Below are 21,250 nucleotides of genomic sequence, written 5' to 3'. Positions count from 1 at the left end.
CCCCACCGAAAGGATCGACCGAGATGATGATGGAACCGATGTCCGCGGAGCTGCTGGACTACGACTGGAAGATCAACCCCCGCTGGGCGCACGTGCAGCGCGACTACACCCCCGAGGACGTCGTCCGCCTCCGCGGGCGGGTCCAGGAGGAGCACACCCTGGCACGCCGCGGCGCCGAGAAGCTCTGGGAGCAGCTGCACAGCGAGGACTTCGTCAACGCCCTGGGGGCGCTGACCGGCAACCAGGCCGTCCAGCAGGTCAAGGCCGGCCTCAAGGCCATCTACCTCTCCGGCTGGCAGGTGGCCGCCGACGCCAACCTCTCCGGTCACACCTACCCGGACCAGTCGCTCTACCCCGCCAACTCGGTGCCGCAGGTGGTGCGCCGGATCAACAACGCGCTGCTGCGCGCCGACCAGATCGAGCACGCCGAGGGCATCCGCACCGTCGAGGACTGGCTGGTCCCGATCGTCGCCGACGCAGAGGCCGGGTTCGGCGGCTCGCTCAACGCATACGAGCTCATGAAGGCCATGATCGCCGCCGGAGCCTCGGGCGTGCACTGGGAGGACCAGCTGGCGTCGGAGAAGAAGTGCGGCCACCTCGGCGGCAAGGTGCTCATCCCCACCCAGCAGCACGAGCGCACCCTCAACGCCGCCCGCCTGGCCGCGGACGTGGCCGGGGTGCCGACGGTGATCATCGCCCGCACCGACGCCGAGGCCGCGACCCTCATCACCTCCGACGTCGACGAGCGCGACCGCGAGTTCCTCACCGGCGAGCGCACCAGCGAGGGCTTCCACAAGGTCCGCCCGGGCATGGAGCCCAGCATCGCCCGCGGCAAGGCGTACGCCCGGTACGCCGACCTGCTGTGGATGGAGACCGGCGTGCCGGACCTCGAGGCGGCCCGGACGTTCGCCGAGGCGATCAAGGCCGAGCACCCGGACCAGATGCTGGCGTACAACTGCTCGCCGTCGTTCAACTGGAAGAAGCACCTCGACGACGCCACCATCGCGAAGTTCCAGCGCGAGCTGGGCGCCATGGGCTACGCCTTCCAGTTCATCACCCTGGCCGGCTTCCACGCCCTCAACTACTCGATGTTCGACCTGGCCCAGGGGTACGCCACCCGCCAGATGTCGGCCTACGTCGAGCTGCAGGAGCGCGAGTTCGCCGCCGAGGAGCGCGGCTACACCGCCACCCGGCACCAGCGGGAGGTGGGCACCGGCTACTTCGACACCATCGCCTCCGCCATCAACCCCGCCAGCTCGACCACCGCGCTCGAGGACTCCACAGAGTCCGCGCAGTTCTGAATCCCCACCTCGCTCGAAGAGAAGGAGCACTCCCATGACGATGACCCTCACCGCCCCCGCCCACACCCACCCGCAGCGCGCCACGCACGTCCCCGTCGGGTCCCTCTGGGTGGACCGCACCCTCGTGGACTTCGTCGACCGCGAAGCCCTGCCCCAGGCAGGCGTGGACCGGGGGCGGTTCTGGGCCGGCTTCGAGCGCGTCTTCGGGGAGTTCTCCGGGCGCAACCGCGCCCTGCTCGACGAGCGCGACCGTATGCAGCGTGCCATCGACGAGTTCCACAGGGCCACCCCCGGGACCCCGTACGCGCCGCACTACCAGAGACTTCTGCGGGAGATCGGCTACCTGCTCGACGAGCCCACCGGCGTCCGCGCGCGCACCACGAACGTCGACACCGAGATCGCCGAGATGGCCGGCCCGCAGCTGGTGGTCCCGGTCACCAACCGCCGGTTCGCGATCAACGCGGCCAACGCGCGCTGGGGCTCGCTGTACGACGCGCTGTACGGCACCGACACGGTCAGCGAGGACGGAGGGGCGCACCGCGACGGCCCCTACAACCCGGTCCGCGGCGAGCGCGTCATCGCCTGGGCGCGCGAGTTCCTGGACCGGGCGGCGCCACTGGCCTCAGGGTCACACGCGGAGGTGGTCCGGTACCAGGCCGGACGGGACCTGCGGGCCACCCTGACCTCCGGGGAGACGGTGGGCCTGGCCGACCCGTGGTCGTTCGTCGGCTATTCCGGGGAGGCGGAGGCGCACACGTCGATCCTGCTCGAGCGCCACGGGCTCCACATCGAGCTGCGGATCGAACCGTTCGGCCCCATCGGGCGCACCGACAAGGCCGGGATCGACGACATCGTCCTCGAATCGGCGGTCACCGCCATCATGGACTTCGAGGACTCCGTGGCCACCGTCGACGGGCCCGACAAGGTGATCGGCTACCGGACGTGGCTGCAGCTCAACCGGGGCGACGCCGCCGAGGAGATGGACAAGGGCGGCCGGACCTTCCTGCGCACGATGGCCGACGACCGCGTCTTCACCCGGCCCGACGGCGGCGAGCTGCGCCTGCACGGCCGTGCGCTGATGCTGTGCCGTAACGTCGGCCACCTCATGACCACCCCGGCCGTCCTGGACTCCGAGGGCCGGGAGATGCCCGAAGGCATCCTCGACGCGCTGGTCACCAGCCTGTGCGCCATGCCCGGCCTATCGCCGGACAACCCGCGGCGCAACTCCCGCACGGGCTCGATCTACATCGTCAAGCCCAAGCAGCACGGGCCGGCGGAGGTGGCGTTCACCTCCGAGCTGTTCGCCGCCGTCGAGGACGTCCTCGGCCTGCCGCGCACCACACTGAAGATGGGGATCATGGACGAGGAGCGGCGCACCACGCTCAACCTCGCGGCCTGCATCGCGGAGGCCGCCGACCGGATCATCTTCATCAACACCGGGTTCCTGGACCGCACCGGCGACGAGATCCACACCTCCATGGAGGCCGGCCCGATGATCCGCAAGGCGGAGATGAAGCAGGCCGCGTGGATGGCCGCGTACGAGGACTGGAACGTCGACGTCGGCATCGCGTGCGGGCTGCCGGGCCGGGCGCAGATCGGCAAGGGCATGTGGGCCAAGACCGACCTCATGGCGGACATGGTGGAGGAGAAGATCGCGCATCCCGACGCCGGCGCGACGACGGCGTGGGTGCCCTCCCCCACGGCCGCGACCCTGCACGCCACGCACTATCACCGCGTCGACGCGCGGGGACGGCAGGACCAGATCGCGGAGCTGGGGCGGCGGGCCACCGTCGACCAGCTGCTCGAGATCCCGCTGGCGCCCAGCACCCGCTGGACGGCGGAGGAGCGGCAGCAGGAGGTGGACAACTCCTGCCAGTCCATCCTGGGCTACGTGGTCCGCTGGATCGATCAGGGCGTCGGCTGCTCCAAGGTGCCCGACATCACCGACACCTCGCTCATGGAGGACCGCGCCACCTGCCGGATCAGCTCGCAGATGCTCGCCAACTGGATCCGGCACGGGATCGTCTCGGAGGCGTTCGTGGTCCAGGCGCTCAAGCGGATGGCGGCGGTGGTCGACGAGCAGAACGCCGACGATCCCGCCTACCGGCCGATGACGCCGGAGGCGGGGGGCTCCTTCAAGGACTCCATCGCCTGGTGCGCGGCGCGGGACCTGGTGCTGCAGGGCACTTGGTCGCCGTCGGGCTACACCGAGCCGATCCTCCACGCCCGCCGGCGCGAGTACAAGGCGCGGTACGGGATCAGCTGAGCCCGAGATCCGCCAGGTCCACCGCGTAGCGGTACTCGAGGCCGGCGTCGCCCACCTTCTCGGCGGCGCCGGTCCCGCGGTCCACCACCACCGCCACCGCGACCACCTCGCCCCCGGCCTCGCGGACCGCCTCGACGGCGGTGAGGGCCGAGCCGCCGGTGGTCGAGGTGTCCTCCACCACGAGCACCCGTCGCCCCGCCACCTCGGTGCCCTCGATGCGGCGCTGCATGCCGTGCCCCTTGGCGGACTTGCGCACGACGAAGGCGTCGAGCCGTCCGCCCGCGGCGGCCGTGGCGTGCAGCATCGCGGTGGCCACCGGATCCGCGCCGAGGGTGAGCCCGCCGACGGCGTCGAAGTCCAGGTCGGCCACGAGGTCGTTCATGACGCGGCCGACCAGCGGCGAGGCTGCGCCGTCGAGGGTGACGCGGCGCATGTCGATGTAGTAGTCGGCCTCCTTGCCCGAGGCGAGCGTCACCCGGCCGTGCACGACGGTCAGGTTCTTGATGTGCTCGATCAGTTCGCTGCGGTCTGTCATGGGATCTCCGTGTTCTCCAGGATTCCGAAGCCGACGGATCGGTCCGGGGTCTCGATGAGGTCTTCGTGGGTGGTCAGGGTGAGGATGGCCTCGGTGGGCGCGAGGTCGGGCTTACCGGGGACGGGGTCGAGGACCCAGGTGTCGTCGCGGTGGACGGTGAGCTGCGAGGGCGGGAGCGTGATCCGGTAGGTGTAGGTGGCCAGCGCGGTCTCGATGATCACCTCGTCGCCTTCGGCCAGGTCCAGGAGCCCGGCGAATGGCGCCCCATGTGTGAGCCGCAGCCCGGCGAGCGCCACGTTGCCGACCTGGCCCGGAAGCGCCGTCGAGGGGTACCAGCCGACGGCCTCGGTGAGCAGGTCCTCGTCCACCCCGGAGACGACGGGCCACACCACGCCCTGAGAGGGGATGCGCAGGATCCAGGCGGGCTCGCCGGGCGCCGGCACCACCTCGGCGGGTGCCTGGCCGTCGTCGGTCGGGGCGGGTGTGGCGGTGGCCCACTCGGCCCGCAGCTGCCCGACGGACTCCGCGGCCGCGCTGCGCGCGAGCCAGGTGGTGCCGTAGACCTGCCAGGCGAGGAATCCGCCGACCCCGAGTGTCGCGGCGAGGAGCACGAGCGCCACGACGGCCAGCGGCGAGGCTCCGCGTCGCCCCGCCTTCGCCGTGTCGACCGGGGCCGGCTGTGGCAACGCGGCTTGTGCCGGCTGTGGCTCGGCGGCTTGGGCCGGCTGTGGCTCGGCGGCTCGGGCCGGCTCGGCCATGGTGTCCCCCGGTGAGCCGGGAGCGGGGGCGCCCAGCGCAGGCTCCATGCCGTCGCCCGCGGCCCGCTTCGCTTCCATGGGCGCCATTCTTCCCTACCCGGCAGCCCCGGGCCGCGCGGTGGACGTTCCTCCAGGCCGCCCCTCGGGCCCCTCAGCGGGGTGGGACCCGGCCTGGAGGAACACAATCCGCGCTGGTCACCCCTCGGCGACCCCTGCCGAGTCGAACGTCGCCATCTCGTTGAGGATCCTGGCCGAGGCCTGGACCGCGGGGAGGGCGAGCGCCGCGCCTGTGCCCTCGCCGAGCCGGAGGTCGAGGTCCACCAGTGGCTGAAGGTCCAGCCACGTCAGAGCCGCCCTGATGCCCGGCTCCACGCCGGCGTGGCCGGCGATCAGGTACCTGGTCACAGCCTCGTCGAATCCCGACGCGACACACGCCGCCGACGCGGCGATCACCCCGTCGACGATCACCGGTACGCGGCGGGCGGCCGCGCCGAGGATGAACCCGGCGAGGGCCGCGTGCTCCAGGCCGCCGACGGCGGCGAGGACACCCAGCGGATCGGCGGGGTCCGGGCGGTGCAGCCTCAGGGCGCCCTCGATCACGTCGATCTTCCGGGTCAGCATGTCGTCGCCGGCGCCCGCGCCGCGCCCCGTCACCGACATGACGGGCAGCCCCGAGAACACCGCGATCAGCGCGCTCGCCGGCGTGGTGTTGCCGATGCCCATCTCGCCGGTGAGCAGGATCTCGGCCCCGCCGTCGATGGCCTCGTCGGCGGCCTCGATGCCCACCTCGAGCGCCGCGCGGGCCTCATCGCGGGTCAGCGCAGGCTCGACGGCGAAGTCCCGGGTGCCGGCGCGGACCTTGCGCGCGCGGATCCCGGGGTGCTCCGGCACCTCCGCCGCGACACCCACGTCCGTGACCCACACGTCGGCCCCCACCTGGCGGGCGATGGCGTTGATGGCCGCGCCGCCGGAGGCGATGTTGAGCGCCATCTGCACGGTGACCTCCTGCGGCCAGGGGCTGATGCCCTGGGCGCAGACGCCGTGGTCGCCGGCGAAGAGGCCCACCACCGCGCGGCCGGGAATGGGCGGCGGGCAGGTGTCGGCGATGGCGGCCAGCCGGTTGCCGATCTCCTCCAGCCGGCCGAGGCTGCCGGCGGGCTTGGTGAGGCGGAGCTGGCGCGCCTGGGCGGCCGCGAGCGCCTCGGCTGAGGCGGGGCGGATGGCGGACAGGGTGTCGTCGAGCAGGGTCATGGGTGTCCTTTCACCGGATGGTTGGATGGGAGGCGTGATTCTGATCCTGGGCGGCACCGCGGAGGGCCGCCACCTGGCGGAGGGGCTGGCCGGGCGCGACGCTGTGCTGTCGCTGGCCGGCCGCACGCGTGCGCCGCTCACGGCTGGCGAGGTGCGCATCGGCGGCTTCGGGGGGGTTGACGGTCTGCGCGGCTACCTGCGTGGACGGGGCGTGACGGCCGTGGTGAACGCCACACATCCGTTCGCGGCGCGGATGTCGCGGAACGCGGCGGAGGCCTGCGCCGCCGAGGGGATCGCGCTCCTGCGGCTGCTGCGGCCGAGCTGGGCCTCGCATCCCCTGGCGAGCACCTGGCACTGGGTGGACGGCCACGGCGACGCCGCCCGCCTCGCCGCGACACTCGGAGCCCGCCCGCTGCTCACGGTGGGCCGCCAACACACCGCTGACTACGTGACGGATCTCGCGGACCGGGATGTGGTGGCCCGGGTGGCCGAGCCTCCCATCGCCTTTCTGCCGGCGCGATGGACTCTGCTCACCAGCCGTGGCCCGTTCACGGTCGACGGCGAGCGGGAGCTGATGGCCGCGCACGGCATAGACGTCCTCGTGACCAAGGACGCGGGCGGTGCGCACACCGACGCGAAGCTGGGCGTCGCCGCCGAGCGGGGCGCCGCCGTCGTGATGATCTGGCGGCCGGCGTCGCCGGAGGGGGTGCCCGAGGCGGCCGACGTCGCGGGCGCGCTCGCCTGGCTGGGCTGACGCGCTCACCGCGGGTCCGCCAGGTCCGCGAGGGTCGCGGCGAGGCGACGGTGGACGTCCGGGGTGCGCACGGCGAACCTCAGCCACGTCGGCCCCAGGCCGGGGAACGTCTCACCGCGTCTGACTGCCAACCCGCGCTCGGCGAGCTGTCCACGCAGCGAGGCCCGGGAGAGCGCGGAGGCGTCGGCGAGCACGAACGGCGCGTGGCCCGGGACGACGGCAAGGCCCGCGTCGGTGAGGCGGGCGGCGAGATCTTCTCGGGCGGCGGCGGCGTCCTCGGCGAGGCGTGCCGCCTCCTCCGCGGCGCGCGGGGATGTGCAGGCGACCGCCGCGCGGATCGCCGGGGTGGAGACGGACCAGGGCGGCTGCTGGGCGGCGAGGCGCGCGATGAGGGCCGGGTCGCCGACGACGTAGCCGATCCGCAGCCCGGCGAGCCCCCAGGTCTTGGTGAGCGAGCGCAGCACGAGCCGGCCCGGCATCTCGGGGGCGATGAGGGTCTCCGGCTCGCCAGGCACGGCGTCCATGAAGGCCTCGTCGACGACGAGGGTCGCGGCGGGGATCCGGGCCAGGTCGTCGGCGAGGTGGAGGACGCCGGTGGGGTTGGTGGGGTTGCCGACGATCGTGAGGTCCGCCGTCGGGACCCGTGAGGGGACGAGGCGGAAGCCGTCGTCGGCGGCCAGGAGGTGGCGGCGGGGGTCGCGGCCGGCTGCCCGGAGCGCCGCCTCGGGTTCGGTGAACTGGGGGTGGACGATGAGCGCGTCGCCGGGGAGGGCGCGGGCGATGAGGGTGAACGCCTCGGCGGCGCCGGCCACCGGAAGCACCATGGCCGGGTCGACGCCGTGGTGCGCGGCGAGCGCCTCGACGGCGGGGCGGGGGTCCGGGTAGGCGGCGAGGTCGCCGTCGCCGAAGACCTCCGCGGCCAGCCAGGCCGGGGTGGTGGCCACGCGGACGTTGACCGCGAGGTCGACCAGGCCTGGGGCGAGGTCGCGGTCGCCGTGATGCAGGAGGTCGACGTCCTGCCCGGTGGGGGCCGCGGGTGGGTGGGGTTTGAGCCGATGGATGGGTTCAACGCAGGATTTCGGGTTCGAAAACGCTTTCGGATGCTGCGAACCCATCCATCGGCTCAAACCCCCTCCCGTCCCGAAGGCATGGACCGCGTCGGCGAATCGCTGGGCCAGCTGGGGGTGCCCCGCCCAGTGCACGTGCAGGTACGAGGCGTGCAGGTTCTCCGCCGCGACACCGTCGGCACGCCCGTCCAGCAGCCACGCCGGTGTCGCTGCGTCGCCGGCCACGGTGGTGCGGTGGAACTCGTGCCCGGTCACCTCCTCGCCGGGGCGTCCCAGCAGCGTGGCCCGATCCGGCACCCCGACCCGGTAGCCCATCGTCAACCGCGGCCCCATCGCCGCGTCGGCCTCGACGGCGCCCACCATCGGCCGCCCGTCGAGGCTTCGACACAGGTACAGCAGCCCGGCGCACTCCGCGACCGTCGGCAGCCCGTCCTCGACCGCCGCCCGGATCTCCGCCGCCAACGCCTCGTTGGCCGCCAACTCACCTGCGTACACCTCCGGGAACCCGCCACCGAGCCACAGCCCGGCCGTCCCCTCCGGCAACGCCCTGTCCACGAGCGGATCGAACTCCACCACGCGACACCCGGCCGCCGCCAACAGCTCGTCCGTCTCCGGGTAGCGGAACGTGAACGCCCGCCCCCCGGCCACTGCCACCACGGGCCGACCGTCCGACGGCGGCGACACCTCCCGCGAAGGATCCCACGCCACCACGTCCAGCGCCGGCGCCCCCGCGGCCACCGCCAGCAGCGCCGCCACGTCCACGTGCGCGGCCACCACCTCGCCCATCGGCGCGACCCTCGAGTCGTCGCGTTCCGCCACCGGCACCAGGCCGAGGTGTCGCGACGGCGCCTCGATGTCCAACGCCCTCGGCAGCACCCCCAGCACGGGGAGCCCCACCTCCTCGACGGCGGCGCGGGCCTCCGCGGCGTGCCGGTCGCTGCCCACCTGGTTGAGGACCACCCCCGCCACGCGCACGCGGGGGTCGAACCGCGCCATGCCCAGCGCCACCGCGCCGACGCTCCGCGACGTGTGCCGGGCGTCGATCACCAGCACCACCGGAGCCCCCAGCAGCCGGGCCACGTGCGCCGTCGACCCGAATCCGCCGGTGCCGAGGCGCCCGTCGAACAGCCCCATCACGCCCTCGATCACCGCAACATCCGCACCCGCGGCGCCGTGCGCGAACAGCGGCCCGATCCGCTCCTCGCCGCACAGGAAGGGGTCGAGGTTCCGGCCCGGCCGGCCGGTGGCGAGGCCGTGGTAGCCGGGGTCGATGAAGTCCGGCCCGACCTTGAACGGCGCCACCTCCAGCCCGCGCGCCCGCAGCGCGGCCATCAGCCCGGTGGCCACCGTCGTCTTCCCCTGCCCCGACGACGGCGCCCCGATGACCAGCCGGCTCACCACTCGATGCCCGCCTGCCCGCGCTGGCCCTGCTGGAAGGGGTGTTTGACGAGGGCCATCTCGGTGACGAGGTCGGCGGCGTCGATCAGCTCCTGCGGGCATCGTCGCCCGGTGACGACGACGTGCTGGCGTCCAGGCCGCGACCCCAGCGCCTCCACCACCTCCGCGACGTCGATCCAGCCCCACGCCAGCGGGTAAGTGAATTCGTCGAGCAGCCAGAAGCGGTGCCGCTCCTCCGCCAGGCCCTCGCGGATGCTGCGCCAGCCCTCCCGCGCCTGCTCGGCCGGGTCGACGGCGGTGTGCGCCCGCGACCACGACCAGCCGGTGCCCATCTTCTCCCACGTCAGGCCGCCGCGTTCTGGCAGTGAGGCGAACGCCTCCTGCTCGCCGGTGCGCCACTTGGCGGACTTCACGAACTGGTACACGCCCACGTCCCAACCCTGCGCCCACGAGCGCAGCGCCATACCGAGGGCGGCGGTGGTCTTGCCCTTGCCGTCGCCGGTATGGACGGCGACGATCGGCCGCTGCCTCAGCTCGCGCGTCGTCGGCCCGGTCACCGCGGACCCTCCACGACGTACCCCCAGCTGACGACGGCCCGCGCGGGCGTCCATCCCAGGAGCCGGCCGATGGGCGCGGCGTGCTCGTGGTGCAGCCGGGCGAGCTGCCCGCCCCACCGTCGGTACGCCGCGACGCACACCTCCTCGGCCTCTACCGTCACGCCATGCACGACGATGCGGCCGCCGACCGGCAGCGCCTCGATCGCCCGCTCCACCAGCGACGCCGTCGCTCCCCCGCCGATGAATACCGCGTCCGGCCGCGGCAGGTCGGTCAGCGCCTCCGCGACACCGGACTCCACCAACCGCACCGCGCCCGCGGGCGCCAGCCGGGCCGCGTTCGCCGCGACCCTCGCCGCCCGCTCCGGCACCCGTTCGACGGCGACCGCCCGGGCCCCGTCGGCCGCCCGGCACCACTCGATGGCCACCGACCCGGCCCCCGCGCCGAGGTCCCACAGCAGCTCACCGGCCCGCGGCCGCAGCAGCGCGAGCGCGGACGCCCGGATGTGCCGCTTGGTGATGAGCCCGTCGTGCTCGAAGACGTCGTCGGGGAGGCCGGGGGTGCGGCCGAGGAGCGCGCCGTCGGGGTCGGTGATCATGCGCGGGATCCTTCGGGGAGGAGGGCGACGAGCTGGTCGAGGTCGCGGGGGGCTCCGGGGAGTCCGAGGCGCGCGGCCAGCTCCAGCGGCCAGGGGCGGCGGAGGTGGGCGTCGCGGAGGAGGACCGCATCGCCGAGCAGAGACGGCGGCCCCTGCGCCACGCGGCCGCCCACCACCACGGCCACCTCGTCGGCCCAGGCCAGGGCGAGGTCGACGTCGTGGGTCGCGAAGACGATGCCCGCGTCCAGGCCGGCCAGCGTGGCGAGCAGATCGGCCACCCCGGCGGGGTCCAGCCCGGCCGTCGGCTCGTCGAGGAGGAGCAGGTCCGGACGCATCGCCACCGCCCCCGCGAGCACCACCCGCTTGCGCTCGCCGAAGCTGAGCTGGTGCGTGGGGCGGGCGGCGAGGTGCGCGATCCCGAGCAGCGCGAGGGCCTCATGCGTGCGGGCGCGGGCGTCGTCGTCGCTGAGCCCGAGGTTGAGAGGCCCAAAGGAGACGTCCTGGGTGACGTCGGCGGAGAAGAGCTGGTCGTCAGGGTCCTGCAACACCAGCTGGACGCGCCGACGATGAGCCCTCAGCGCGGCCCGCGTGTGGGACACCGGCTCCCCGCCCAGCGTGACCCGGCCGTCACAGGGACGCAGCGCCCCGGCCAGGCACTTCAACAGCGTGGTCTTGCCCGACCCATTGGCACCCAGCAAGGCCACCCGTCGCCCGGGGTCGGCGGTGAGGTTCGCCCCGGTCAGCACTGCGGGCCCGCCGGGATACCCGACGACGACCCCCTCGGCCCGCAGCATCACGCCACCGCCCAGCAGGCCAGCCAGATGCCGGCGATCAGAGCGGCGCCTGCGGCCAGCGCCCACGACCCGGCGCCCCCGGCCTGACGCAGCGTGGGCAGCGACTCCTCGTAGCCCCGCAGCTCCAATCCGGCCTGCAGCCGGGTGGCGCGGCGCCAGCTCATCAGCAGCACGGAGCCGACGCCGTCGACGGCGGCCCGGAACCGGCGACGAAACGGCGCGTCGCCCCCGAGGCGCGCGGCCTGCGCCGCCTGCAGCGCCAACGCGCTGCTGAGCAGCACGAACAACAGCCGGTACATCAACTCCGCGATCTCCAACAGCGGCCCAGGGATGCCACGACGGTGGAGCCAGCCCAGTACGTCGACCATCGGCGTGGTGGTGGCCAGCAGCAGCACCGCCAGAGTCCCCGCGACGCCGTGCGCGAGCATGTCCGCCGCCCGGAGCCCACCGTCGGCGGTGACGCGGAGCCCGTTGCCCACCTCGACCGCCAGCGGCAGGGCGCCCACCACGAGGAACGCCAGCGGCGGCACCGCGACCGCGACCACCAGGCCGGGCCGGATGCGGGCCGGGCCGAGCATGAGGATCAACGACGAGGCCGCAACCAGCAGGCTCCCGGGCCAGGCCGGCGTAAGCAGCGCCGTCAGCACCAGGGCGACGGCCAGACCCACCTTGTGCCCGACGGCGATCCCCCGCCACGGCCCAGCCCAGGCGGCGTCGTCGACGGCGGTGACGGGGACGCTCACGGGCGTGCCCCGGGCGCGCATCGACAGAAGCGTGGGTCGCCGCCGCGGGTCGGCGTCACGGTGTGACTTTCGTGGGCGAACTCACCCCAGGGAGTCACACTCGGACGTCGGGGCGGCCTGCCGTCGGGCGCGTGATCCGTCATGACCCGCGCCGCGCCGTCAACCGGCCGAGGACGAAGCCCAACAGGATCCCGCCCAGGCCCGCCTGGAGGGCGAAGAGCCCCGACTCGAGCTCCGCGCTCCCGGGCCGGAACAGCGGCTCGAACCACGGCGCGCCGGCGGTCAGCTCCCCCGCGGCGGCGTCGGTGCCGACGAACTCCGCCCCTGACGGGGCCAGCGCCAGGCTGCCGAGATAGACCGCCACGATGGCACCGACGAGCGCCACCCCGATCCAGATGTCGCGACGGCTAAACACCGGCCTCCTCCTTGAGCAGACCCAGCCGGGTCAACTCCGGGCGCGCTGCACGCGTCAGGAACCCGACCAGCAGCACGCCCAGCAGCCCCTCGGCGGCCGCCAGCGGCACCTGCGTCACCGCGAACAGCGCGAGGAACTTGACCAGCGCCCCCCACAGGCCACTCGTCGGATCCGGATACGCCAGCGCCAGCTGCACCGACGTCACGGCGTAGGTGGCCAGGTTCGCCGCGGCCATCGCCAGGAACACCGACACCCACAGCGGGGCCGACAGCCGCGAGACCCCCCGATAGGCCCCGTACGCCGCCCACGGCCCGACGATCGCCATCGAGAACACGTTCGCCCCCAGAGTCGTCAACCCGCCGTGCGCGAGCAGCGTCGCCTGAAACAGCAGCACCAGCGTGCCGAGGAACGCCATCGCCGGCGGCCTCAGCAGCACCGCCCCCAGGCCGGTCCCCGTCGGATGCGATGAGCTCCCGGTGATCGACGGCAGCTTCAGCGCGCTCACCACCAGCGTGAACGCGCCCGCGGCGGCGAGGATCAGCTTGCGCTCCGGGTGCTCACGCACGGTGGTGAGCACGGCGCGGGCGCCGTGGACGACGAACGGGGCGGAGGCGGCCAGCCAGGCCGCGCAGTGCAACGGGGGAAGCATCCCCTCGGCGATGTGCATCGCTGTCTCAGGTCCCTTCGCCCGGGATGACGCGTCCCGGGCAGTCGGCCGTGAGGGTCCAGTTCCTGACTTCCGCCCGACGGCGGTCCACAGTGGCGCGACCGTGCCGGCTCGTTCCGGCTTCCTGGTCCCCTCGCGGTGTGAATGTGTGGGGCCAGTCAACCAGAACCCACCGGACCCCGGGATTCCGGGGTCCACTAGGGTCAACGACGTGCGCTACGACTACCTGACCGACGGCTCCGAGATCTACCGCCAGTCCTTCCGGATCATCCGGGAGGAGACCGACCTCACTCGCTTCCCCGATGATGTGGCCCGCGTCGTCGTGCGCATGGTCCATGCGGCCGGCGCCCCGGACGTCGCCGACGACGTGGCGTTCACCCCCGGCGTCGTGGCCGCCGCCAACGCCGCGCTGCGGGCCGGCGCGCCGATCCTGTGCGACTCCTCCATGGTGGCCACCGGCATCATCGCCTCCCGCCTCCCGCGGGACAACGACGTGATCTGCCACATCAAGGACCCCCACCTCGCCGCTCTCGCCGCCGAGAAGTCCATGACCAAGACCATGGCCGCGATCGACCTGTGGCTGCCCCGCCTAGACGGCGCCGTCGTCGCCATCGGCAACGCCCCCACCGCACTCTTCTGGCTGCTGGAGGTGGTCGCGGAGACCGGCGTGAGGCCGGCCGCGGTGATCGGGATTCCCGTCGGTTTCGTCGGCGCCGCCGAGTCCAAGCAGGCGCTGGCCGACAACGACCTTGGTCTCGAGTACCTTGTCGTCCACGGCCGACGGGGAGGCTCGGCCCTCACCGTCGCCGCTGTCAACGCCATCGCCAGCACCGACGAGCTGACCAACACCTCGCGTCAGGCCTGAGAATCCCGGGCCTGGCCCCGGCACGGCTACGCTGATGCGCATGTCCGCACGCCGCCACACCCCGCGCGAAGAGGTGGTGTACAAGAACAAGTACGTCGGCACGGTGGAATACCACACCAGCCGCTCCGGCTACGGCGATGCGTCGCTGGTGGCCTACCGGTTCCCCTGCCAGGTCCCGCAGAAGACGAGCCCGGACTTCGTACTCATCCACGGCATCGGCGTGTCCGCGCGCTCGTACGGCCCCACGGCGGTGGAACTCGCCAACCACGGCGACGTCCACCTCATCGATCTGGCCGGATACGGCCGCTCACCCCGCCCCGATCGCGATCTGAGCATCGCCGATCACGCCGCCCTCGTCGGCAAGTACCTGGCGGACAAGGACCTCGACCACCCGGTCGTCGTGGGCCACTCGATGGGCACCCAGGTGGTGGCGCAGCTCGCGGCCGACTTCCCTGAGGAGGTCGACCACATCGTCCTGATCGCGCCGGTGGTGACGCCGTCGGCCCGCTCGTTGGCGAAGGTCGCGGGGCTTCTGATGGCCAACGGGTTGAAGGAGCCCCCGAAGGTCGCGGCGATGGCCGTCTACGACTACCTGTTCCGGGCCGGCGTGCCCTACATGGTCCAGCAGACCCCGCACCTGCTCCAGATGGACATGGAACTGGTCGCCGGGCGGATCGACGCCAAGACGCTCGTGCTCTGCGGGCTCGACGACCCCATCGTTCCCCTCGACTGGGCCGAGAAGCTGGCGGGCACCTTCAAGCACGGCTGGTTCGCGACGGTGCCGGGGCCGCACGCCACCATGTTCGCGTCGCCGAAGCTCATCGCCGATCTCATCGACGAGCACGCCCACCGCTGAGTGGCCCGCCCGGCCCATGGACGAGTGTGGCGCCGAGGTCCCCCCAAGAGCCTCGGCGCCACACCCTCACCACTGCGAATGAAGACCTGTCAGCACCCCGGAAGCCACGGGAAGAGCTCGCACAGATCGGCCGGGTCACCGACGGACCCCACCGCCCATGACCACTTCCCTGCGATGAGGTGTCCGTAGATCGTCATGGCCGCAGTGTCGCCGCGATCCGGCGCGAACGCATCCGGGAGGGTACGAAAGTACCTTCGCGCGCTCCTCCGCTCGTCGGGCGGACGTCATCGACCCATAGGATGACGACGTGGGACGGAAAGCACTTTCGAGCGGCGCGCTGGAGATCCTCATCGCGCTCGTGATCATCACGGCCGAACTCCTCGCGCCCCGGGCGCGGATGGTTCTGACTCCTGAGGTCGTGGCACTCGACATCGCCGCGTTCGTCACGGTGGTGGTCGCGGTCCGGTGGCCGCGGGTCGGCGCGGCGATGACCATCACCGTGGCCATCGCGGCGGCGGCAATCGACGAGAACTCCCTCGGCTTCTGGGCCTACCTGCTCCTGCTGCCGGTGGTCGCGGCCCTCCGGAACGGCCGGTGGGCACAGGCAGCGGCCATGGTCGCAACCGTGTTCACCGCATCGGTGACCGCCTCTGCCCGCAAGCTCGGCGACGAGTTCAACGCGTTCGGAGTGATCCTCGGCTGGCTCGCCATCGACGGAATCTTCGTGCTCGTCGGCTTCGGCCTCAACGCCGTCTCACGCAATGCTGCCGAGGCCGAGTCCAGGCGCCAGCGGGACCTCAGGCTCCAGGCCACCCTGGACCTCCATGACTCGGTGGCGCGCGAGCTCACGGTCATCGCGATGGAGGCGGACGCGGCCCAACAGGCCGGGGGTGCCACCCCAGAGGCGCTGGACGCGCTGTCCGAGCGGGCCCGCAACGCTGGGGCCGCCCTCCGCGACACCATCCGCATGATGCAGCTGGGGGAGGCCGCGCCGACGGACGCGGACTTCCGGGAGACCTTGACGCAGGAGGTCCGCCAGCTCAAGCGGCGCGGCCACGAGGTGACCACGTCCGGAGACCTCAGCCCAACATTGCCCGCATCCGTCGACCGCGCCCTCGCGCAGATCCTCCGCGAGGCTCTCCACAATGTGGCCAAACACGGCCTGAAGCACGGGCCCTGCACCATCGTGGGCGAGCTGTCCGCCGTCGACTACCAGCTGATCATCACCAACCAGATGTCACCGGATCGGACGCCCGGCACGGGCCTCGGCACCCTTGGCATGCGCCACCGCGCCAAGCTCGCCGGCGGTAGCCTCCGGCTGGCATCGGCGAACGGCATCTGGACGTGCCTGGTGGAGATGCCGCTGACCGTGCGGCAACTGCAGGCATGATCACCGTCGGGATCTGCGACGACGACCCGCTCGTGCTGAGCTACCTCGCCGCAACCCTTGCCCGCGTCGACGACATCGCCGTGGTCCACCAGTGCGCGGGGGGTCACGAGGCATTGGCCGCGCCCCCAGTCGACCTGTGGCTGATGGACATCCGGATGCCCGGCATCTCCGGGGTGGAGACCTGCCGCGCTCTGACCTCCCGACCGGACCCGCCGCGCGTCTTGTTGCTCACCAGCCTCAGCACCACCAGTCTCACGGAGGCGGTAGGCGCCGGCGCCTGCGGCTTCCTGTTCAAGGACACGCCGGCCAAGGCGCTCGCCGCGGCCATCCGGACCGCGGACGCCGGCATCTTCGTCCACTCCCCCGACGCGGCACGGGGCCTGACTACCAGGGTGACCAGCCGGGAGTCGGCCCCCGACGGGGTGCTGAGGGACGCCGTCGACCACGAGCTGATCCGCGCCATCAACGCTGGCCGCAGCTACGACCAGATGGCCGAGGCCTTGGGCATGTCCGTCTCGGGGGTCAAGAAGCGGGTGGGCACCCTCATGAGGCGCGCGGGGGTCAGCAGCCGCCCCCAGCTGATGGCACAGTCCGTCTCTTGGTCAACGCACCCATCGGAGTCGCCCCGCCCGGATAGTCCTGCTCCGTCCTAGTTGACGGTCCAGCGCGGCTTGGTCAGATCGCACTCTTTGGGGATGTGCGTGTCATCGGAGACCTCAGCCGAGGCCGCGGATTCACCGCCGGTCAGTTCAACCGGCCGAGCAAGTTCGAAGGTACCGTGCTCTGTCTCGAGTGCACCATGGTCACCCCAACTCGGGGCGCCGCGGAAGACCGGTAGATAGTCGGTCCCATCTTCGGCAGTCAGGTACAGGCAGCCATCGTTGAGCTGCAGCATCCCGCTGACCAGGGCCGTGGGTCCGCCGTCGTTGAGCGCCCCCTCCCGCCAAGCTACCTCGGGGGCAGCCTGGCTCGCCGTGCAGCCGAGGCAGAGGCCCACCCAAGCCCAAGCGACCAGCTTGTGGGTCTTGGCAAACATCAGCGGCGCCCGCTCCAACGCCCCAAGAAGAAGGCGCCCAGCAACAACGCGGCAATGAGAGTGAGTGCGGCTGCGATTGACCACCACTCTGGCTCAATCAAGGGACCGAGTTCCATCTCAACCCTCCCTAGTACAGACTCACACTAAGAGCACGGCCCGCGGCGATTATTACAGCGTTGGACATAGCAACGAAGTCTGGGTAAGTGAGCCGGCTCACCGAGCCGTCACTGAAGGTGGCGATCTCATTGATCATGAAGTCTGATCTGGTCATCTTCGCGTCCACAGGCAACCTTCCTGGGAGATGCGATTCCGGCAGCATTCCCTAGTGAAGTAACTCGTCATGGCATCATACTACTCTGACAGGACTCCCCAGAAAGAGCGGCCAAGGAGGCGAACAGTGAGGATTGACCGAGAGTTATGAATCCCCGGTGTGACACGAATGCATCGAAGAGAATCTGGGTACTTTCGTACCCGCGCCGCGCCAGCACACTCAACTAATAGGGCAACCTTGAGTCGCATTTCCGTTTCCTGCCGCTGCGCGCAGGGAGCGAAGTTCAGCCAGCCCCGGCCGGCCAGAAGGCGCTCCCTCCCGGCTACGCTGGCGACGTGCCCCTCACCGCCCCTCACCCTGTGACTCGTGGCTGCTGACATGGCGCGCCGCACGCAACTCGACGACTCCTTGCTCCGGCCCGGCTGGACCACCGGCGCCTGCGCCACCGCCGCCGCGACCGCCGCCTACGAGGCACTGCTCACCGGCGAGTTCCCGGACCCCGTGGAGGTCGAACTGCCCCAGGGCCGCCGGCCCTCGTTCGCACTCACCCTCGAACAGCTGACCGACGGCGTCGCGATCGCCGCCGTCACCAAGGACGCCGGCGACGACCCCGACGTCACCCACGGCGCCCTCGTCCGCGCCTGGGTGCGCCCCGGCCCGCCGGGCTCGGGCGTGCGGTTCGTCGGCGGCCCCGGCGTCGGCACCGTCACGCTCCCGGGGCTCCCGCTTCCCGTGGGCGAGCCGGCCATCAACCCCGCACCCCGGGCGATGATCACGACGAACCTCGCCGCCGTCGCCCGCCGCCACGTCGTGCCCCTCGACCTCGAGGTGACCATCGGGGTCGACGACGGCGAGGCCATCGCCCGGCACACCTGGAACCCGCGCATCGGCATCCTCGGGGGGATCTCCATCCTCGGCACCACCGGCGTCGTAGTCCCCTACTCGTGCTCCGCGTGGATCGACTCGATCCGCCGCGGCGTCGACGTCGCCCGCGCCGCCGGCCTCCAGCACCTCGCCGCCTGCACCGGGTCGACGTCGGAGCACGTCGTCACCGAGCTGTATGGCCTGCCCGAGCTCGCGCTCCTGGACATGGGCGACTTCGCCGGCGCCGTCCTCAAGTACCTGTCCCGGCACCCCGTCGAGCGCCTCACGATCTGCGGCGGGTTCGCCAAGCTCACCAAGCTCGCCGCCGGACACCTCGACCTGCACTCCCACCGCACCCGGGTGGACCTGTCCCACCTCGCCGGCCTCGCACTCCGGGCAGGCGCCGGCGAGACGCTCGCCACGGCGATCCGTGCCGCGAACACCGCCGCAGAGGCCCTCGGCCTGGCCGATGCCGACGGCATCCGGCTGGGCGACGTCGTCGCCACCGCGGCCCGCGATCACGCCCTCACCGTCCTGCGCGGCTCCCCCGTCGCGGTCGACGTCATCTGCATCGACCGGGGCGGCGCCGTCGTCGGCAACTCAGCCCGATGGGAGGATGCGGCACGTCGGTCCGGTGAATAATGGATGCCAGGCGTGCTCGTGTCGCCTCTTCCTCGCGGACTGCCGCGGGTCGAAGTGCCGCCGAGCCCCAGGACTGCGTCCGCCGTCGGCACCTCAGTGGAGGAGGGGCGATGTCTCCTCAGGAGCGGATTCAGCAGCGGCGCCGGTACCTGATGTGCCGGCCGGACTACTTCACGGTCAGCTACGAGATCAACCCGTGGATGAACCGCACGCGCGCGACCGATACGGCCAAGGCGGTGCGGCAGTGGCAGGAACTCCACGACACCTACGTTGCCCTGGGCCATCAGGTCGAGCTCATCGACCCGCTCCCAGGCTTGGACGACATGGTCTACACGGCCAACGGCGGGCTCGTCATCGACGGCGTGGCGTTGGGCGCCCGGTTCGCCGTCGCCGAGCGCCGGGGTGAGGAGGGCCCGTTCCGGGAGTGGTTCGCGGCCCACGGGTTCGACGTCGTGGAACCGGTCGCGACGCAGGAGGGCGAGGGTGATCTTCTGTTGGTGGGTGAGACGATCCTCGCCGGCTACGGCTTCCGGTCCCAGCTGGACAGTCACGCCGAGGTCGCAGACGTGTTCGGGCGCGAGGTCGTCTCGCTGCGGCTGGTCGACCCGACCTACTACCACCTCGACACCGCCGTCTGCGTCCTCGACCCGGTGGAGGGCCCCGGCGGCGTCGAGCGGGCCAACATCGCCTACCTGCCCTCGGCCTTCGACCATCGCAGCCGGGGCGAGCTCCTCGAACGGTTCCCGGACGCCATCCGGGTGCCCGCCGCCGATCCCGCGAGCCTCGAGCTCAACGCGGTCAGCGACGGCCGCAACGTCGTCCTGTCGCCTCCCGTCACCAGCCTCGACGCCCAGCTGCGCGAGCGCGGCTACCACCCGATCCACGTCGACGTGTCCGAGCTGCACCTCGGCGGCGGCGGCATCAAGTGCTGCACCCTGACCCTGCGAGGAGGCACCCCATGAGCACCACGGATGCTGACGCCTTGACGGCCCGCTTCATCCGAAACGAGGACGAGCACCTGGCGCGCAACTACGACCCGCTGCCCGTGGTCGTCTCGAGCGCCGAGGACGTGTGGGTGACCGACATCGAGGGCAGGCGCTACCTCGACCTGCTGTCGGCCTACTCGGCGCTGAACTTCGGGCACCGCCACCCAGATCTGGTCAAGGCGGCCGTCGACCAGATCGGTCGGCTCACGCTGACCAGCAGAGCGTTCCACAACGACCGGCTCGGGGCCTTCGCCACGGCCTTGGCGCAGCTGTGCGGCAAGGACCTCGTCCTGCCGATGAACACCGGCGCGGAGGCCGTCGAGACCGGCATCAAAGCCGCCCGCGCCTGGGCCTACCGGGTCAAACGGGTGCCCGACGGCGCCGCCCGGATCGTCGTGGCCGCCGGCAACTTCCACGGCCGCACCACCACCATCGTCGGCTTCAGCGATGACCCCCTCGCCCGGGACGGATTCGGGCCACCCACCCCCGGCTTCGTCACCGTGACGTATGGCGACGCCGCTGCGATCGAGGCCGCCATCGACGACAACACCGCAGCCGTGCTCATCGAGCCGATCCAGGGCGAGGCCGGCGTCATCATCCCGCCGGAGGGATACCTTCGGGCCGTCCGGGACCTGTGTACCGAGCGCAACGTGCTGTTCATCGCCGACGAGATCCAGTCCGGCCTCGGGCGGGTGGGGACGACGTTCGCGTGCGACCGCGAGGGAGTCGTCCCCGACCTGTACCTGCTGGGCAAGGCGCTCGGCGGCGGCATCCTGCCGGTCTCCGCCGTCGTGGGAGACCGGGACGTCCTCGGCGTGTTCCGTCCCGGCGAGCACGGGTCGACCTTCGGCGGTAACCCGCTCGCGGCGGCGGTCGGGCTGCGCGTGGTCGAGCTGCTGCGCACCGGCGATTTCCAGGAGCGCGCGACAGCCCTCGGGCATCACCTCAAGGGCCTCCTCAACGAGCTGCTGGGCCACGGGCTGACCGAGGTGCGGGTGGCCGGCCTCTGGGCAGGGGTCGACGTCGAAGCGTCGCGCGGCACCGGCCGCGACGTCGCGCAGAGGCTGCTGGCCCGCGGCGTACTGGTCAAAGACACCCACGGCCAGACCATCCGCATCGCACCTCCGCTGACCATCCAGGCGACGGACCTCGAGTGGGCGTTCGAGCAGCTGCGGCTCGTCCTCCGGACTCCCTGACCACCGAAACCGACTACCGCCGTTCGCAGACGGGGCCAGGCC

The 21,250-nt window shown here is 72.1% G+C and carries 21 protein-coding genes; 10 read left to right on the top strand and 11 right to left on the bottom strand.

The annotated features are described in order from the left end of the window. Nucleotides 1-23: 23 nt before the first annotated feature. The gene (aceA, locus tag ACZK5D_RS03030; RefSeq protein WP_458996056.1) at nucleotides 24-1,301 is read left to right on the top strand and encodes an isocitrate lyase; all 1,278 of its coding nucleotides are present in this window, start codon (nucleotides 24-26) and stop codon (nucleotides 1,299-1,301) included. A gap of 34 nt (nucleotides 1,302-1,335) precedes the next feature. After that, on the top strand, nucleotides 1,336-3,567 hold the full coding sequence (locus ACZK5D_RS03025) for a malate synthase G (RefSeq protein WP_463664224.1): 2,232 nt from the start codon (nucleotides 1,336-1,338) through the stop codon (nucleotides 3,565-3,567). On the opposite strand, the gene pyrE is transcribed toward ACZK5D_RS03025, so the two are convergent. The 3 genes from pyrE to cobT form a co-directional block, all read right to left on the bottom strand. Beyond that, on the bottom strand, nucleotides 3,560-4,102 hold the full coding sequence (pyrE, locus tag ACZK5D_RS03020; protein ID WP_463664223.1) for an orotate phosphoribosyltransferase: 543 nt from the start codon (nucleotides 4,100-4,102) through the stop codon (nucleotides 3,560-3,562). The genes ACZK5D_RS03025 and pyrE overlap by 8 nt on opposite strands. Further along, nucleotides 4,099-4,938 carry a sortase domain-containing protein gene (locus ACZK5D_RS03015; protein WP_463664222.1) on the bottom strand — a complete coding sequence of 280 codons (840 nt, stop codon included), beginning with the start codon at nucleotides 4,936-4,938 and terminating at the stop codon, nucleotides 4,099-4,101. Before ACZK5D_RS03015 ends, pyrE begins: the two co-directional genes overlap by 4 nt. A gap of 117 nt (nucleotides 4,939-5,055) precedes the next feature. Further along, entirely contained in the window at nucleotides 5,056-6,111 is a 1,056-nt protein-coding gene (cobT, locus tag ACZK5D_RS03010; protein ID WP_458996052.1) for a nicotinate-nucleotide--dimethylbenzimidazole phosphoribosyltransferase, read from the bottom strand. A 34-nt stretch (nucleotides 6,112-6,145) separates the two neighbouring features. Here cobT and ACZK5D_RS03005 point away from each other — a divergent pair, with 34 nt between their 5' ends. Beyond that, a complete protein-coding gene (locus ACZK5D_RS03005; protein ID WP_458996051.1) occupies nucleotides 6,146-6,865 on the top strand; it encodes a cobalt-precorrin-6A reductase in 720 nt (239 codons plus the stop codon). A 5-nt stretch (nucleotides 6,866-6,870) separates the two neighbouring features. Here ACZK5D_RS03005 and cobBC read toward each other — a convergent pair whose 3' ends face one another. From cobBC to ACZK5D_RS02970, 7 genes are all read right to left on the bottom strand, one after another. Further along, nucleotides 6,871-9,330, bottom strand: coding sequence for a bifunctional hydrogenobyrinic acid a,c-diamide synthase/histidinol phosphate aminotransferase CobBC (gene cobBC / locus ACZK5D_RS03000; protein WP_463664221.1), 2,460 nt, complete (start codon nucleotides 9,328-9,330; stop codon nucleotides 6,871-6,873). After that, complete coding sequence (gene cobO, locus ACZK5D_RS02995) at nucleotides 9,327-9,941, bottom strand: cob(I)yrinic acid a,c-diamide adenosyltransferase (RefSeq protein ID WP_463664220.1); 615 nt, start codon at nucleotides 9,939-9,941, stop codon at nucleotides 9,327-9,329. Before cobO ends, cobBC begins: the two co-directional genes overlap by 4 nt. Continuing rightward, on the bottom strand, nucleotides 9,884-10,483 hold the full coding sequence (gene cbiT, locus ACZK5D_RS02990; RefSeq protein ID WP_463664219.1) for a precorrin-6Y C5,15-methyltransferase (decarboxylating) subunit CbiT: 600 nt from the start codon (nucleotides 10,481-10,483) through the stop codon (nucleotides 9,884-9,886). Before cbiT ends, cobO begins: the two co-directional genes overlap by 58 nt. Further along, nucleotides 10,480-11,292: an energy-coupling factor ABC transporter ATP-binding protein gene (locus tag ACZK5D_RS02985; protein WP_463664530.1), complete on the bottom strand. Its 813-nt coding sequence runs from the start codon at nucleotides 11,290-11,292 to the stop codon at nucleotides 10,480-10,482. The genes cbiT and ACZK5D_RS02985 overlap by 4 nt, the downstream gene beginning before the upstream one ends. Next, nucleotides 11,277-12,041, bottom strand: a complete 765-nt coding sequence (cbiQ, locus tag ACZK5D_RS02980; protein WP_463664218.1) for a cobalt ECF transporter T component CbiQ — start codon at nucleotides 12,039-12,041, stop codon at nucleotides 11,277-11,279. The genes ACZK5D_RS02985 and cbiQ overlap by 16 nt, the downstream gene beginning before the upstream one ends. 118 nt (nucleotides 12,042-12,159) lie before the next feature. Continuing rightward, a complete protein-coding gene (gene cbiN / locus ACZK5D_RS02975) occupies nucleotides 12,160-12,435 on the bottom strand; it encodes a cobalt ECF transporter S component CbiN (protein WP_463664217.1) in 276 nt (91 codons plus the stop codon). Continuing rightward, nucleotides 12,428-13,102, bottom strand: coding sequence for an energy-coupling factor ABC transporter permease (locus ACZK5D_RS02970; RefSeq protein WP_463664216.1), 675 nt, complete (start codon nucleotides 13,100-13,102; stop codon nucleotides 12,428-12,430). Before ACZK5D_RS02970 ends, cbiN begins: the two co-directional genes overlap by 8 nt. A 211-nt stretch (nucleotides 13,103-13,313) precedes the next feature. Between ACZK5D_RS02970 and ACZK5D_RS02965 the strand changes: the two genes are divergently transcribed. The 4 genes from ACZK5D_RS02965 to ACZK5D_RS02950 all read left to right on the top strand — a co-directional run bounded on the left by ACZK5D_RS02965 (nucleotide 13,314) and on the right by ACZK5D_RS02950 (nucleotide 16,866). Then, on the top strand, nucleotides 13,314-13,967 hold the full coding sequence (locus tag ACZK5D_RS02965; RefSeq protein WP_463664215.1) for a precorrin-8X methylmutase: 654 nt from the start codon (nucleotides 13,314-13,316) through the stop codon (nucleotides 13,965-13,967). Nucleotides 13,968-14,007: 40 nt separating this feature from the next. Beyond that, nucleotides 14,008-14,823: an alpha/beta fold hydrolase gene (locus tag ACZK5D_RS02960; RefSeq protein ID WP_463664214.1), complete on the top strand. Its 816-nt coding sequence runs from the start codon at nucleotides 14,008-14,010 to the stop codon at nucleotides 14,821-14,823. Nucleotides 14,824-15,130: 307 nt separating this feature from the next. Then, on the top strand, nucleotides 15,131-16,213 hold the full coding sequence (locus tag ACZK5D_RS02955; protein WP_463664213.1) for a sensor histidine kinase: 1,083 nt from the start codon (nucleotides 15,131-15,133) through the stop codon (nucleotides 16,211-16,213). After that, a complete protein-coding gene (locus ACZK5D_RS02950; protein WP_463664212.1) occupies nucleotides 16,210-16,866 on the top strand; it encodes a response regulator transcription factor in 657 nt (218 codons plus the stop codon). The genes ACZK5D_RS02955 and ACZK5D_RS02950 overlap by 4 nt, the downstream gene beginning before the upstream one ends. Here ACZK5D_RS02950 and ACZK5D_RS02945 read toward each other — a convergent pair. After that, entirely contained in the window at nucleotides 16,863-17,249 is a 387-nt protein-coding gene (locus ACZK5D_RS02945) for a hypothetical protein (protein ID WP_463664211.1), read from the bottom strand. The two genes, ACZK5D_RS02950 and ACZK5D_RS02945, sit on opposite strands and share 4 nt — an antisense overlap. Before the next feature lie 637 nt (nucleotides 17,250-17,886). Here ACZK5D_RS02945 and ACZK5D_RS02940 point away from each other — a divergent pair. The 3 genes from ACZK5D_RS02940 to rocD all read left to right on the top strand — a co-directional run bounded on the left by ACZK5D_RS02940 (nucleotide 17,887) and on the right by rocD (nucleotide 21,208). After that, nucleotides 17,887-19,026 (top strand): cobalt-precorrin-5B (C(1))-methyltransferase, encoded by a 1,140-nt coding sequence (locus ACZK5D_RS02940; protein WP_463664210.1) that lies wholly within the window; start codon nucleotides 17,887-17,889, stop codon nucleotides 19,024-19,026. A 110-nt stretch (nucleotides 19,027-19,136) separates the two neighbouring features. Beyond that, nucleotides 19,137-19,988, top strand: a complete 852-nt coding sequence (ddaH, locus tag ACZK5D_RS02935; RefSeq protein ID WP_463664209.1) for a dimethylargininase — start codon at nucleotides 19,137-19,139, stop codon at nucleotides 19,986-19,988. Further along, on the top strand, nucleotides 19,985-21,208 hold the full coding sequence (rocD, locus tag ACZK5D_RS02930; RefSeq protein ID WP_463664208.1) for an ornithine--oxo-acid transaminase: 1,224 nt from the start codon (nucleotides 19,985-19,987) through the stop codon (nucleotides 21,206-21,208). The genes ddaH and rocD overlap by 4 nt, the downstream gene beginning before the upstream one ends. Nucleotides 21,209-21,250: the final 42 nt, after the last annotated feature.

Source organism: Tessaracoccus yangjingae (assembly GCF_055326235.1).
Note: the sequence above shows the minus strand (reverse complement) of the source record. Positions and strands in the feature narration are given on the sequence as shown.

Bases quoted from the DNA above. Each gene is read 5' to 3' on its own strand.
- aceA (WP_458996056.1), top strand. From the start codon at position 24: ATGATGATGGAACCGATGTCCGCGGAGCTGCTGGACTACGACTGGAAG.
- ACZK5D_RS03025 (WP_463664224.1), top strand. From the start codon at position 1,336: ATGACGATGACCCTCACCGCCCCCGCCCACACCCACCCGCAGCGCGCC.
- pyrE (WP_463664223.1), bottom strand. From the start codon at position 4,102: ATGACAGACCGCAGCGAACTGATCGAGCACATCAAGAACCTGACCGTC.
- ACZK5D_RS03015 (WP_463664222.1), bottom strand. From the start codon at position 4,938: ATGGAAGCGAAGCGGGCCGCGGGCGACGGCATGGAGCCTGCGCTGGGC.
- cobT (WP_458996052.1), bottom strand. From the start codon at position 6,111: ATGACCCTGCTCGACGACACCCTGTCCGCCATCCGCCCCGCCTCAGCC.
- cobO (WP_463664220.1), bottom strand. From the start codon at position 9,941: ATGGACGCCCGCGCGGGCCGTCGTCAGCTGGGGGTACGTCGTGGAGGG.
- cbiT (WP_463664219.1), bottom strand. From the start codon at position 10,483: ATGATCACCGACCCCGACGGCGCGCTCCTCGGCCGCACCCCCGGCCTC.
- cbiQ (WP_463664218.1), bottom strand. From the start codon at position 12,041: ATGCGCGCCCGGGGCACGCCCGTGAGCGTCCCCGTCACCGCCGTCGAC.
- ACZK5D_RS02970 (WP_463664216.1), bottom strand. From the start codon at position 13,102: ATGCACATCGCCGAGGGGATGCTTCCCCCGTTGCACTGCGCGGCCTGG.
- ACZK5D_RS02960 (WP_463664214.1), top strand. From the start codon at position 14,008: ATGTCCGCACGCCGCCACACCCCGCGCGAAGAGGTGGTGTACAAGAAC.
- ACZK5D_RS02950 (WP_463664212.1), top strand. From the start codon at position 16,210: ATGATCACCGTCGGGATCTGCGACGACGACCCGCTCGTGCTGAGCTAC.
- ACZK5D_RS02945 (WP_463664211.1), bottom strand. From the start codon at position 17,249: ATGTTTGCCAAGACCCACAAGCTGGTCGCTTGGGCTTGGGTGGGCCTC.
- ddaH (WP_463664209.1), top strand. From the start codon at position 19,137: ATGTCTCCTCAGGAGCGGATTCAGCAGCGGCGCCGGTACCTGATGTGC.
- rocD (WP_463664208.1), top strand. From the start codon at position 19,985: ATGAGCACCACGGATGCTGACGCCTTGACGGCCCGCTTCATCCGAAAC.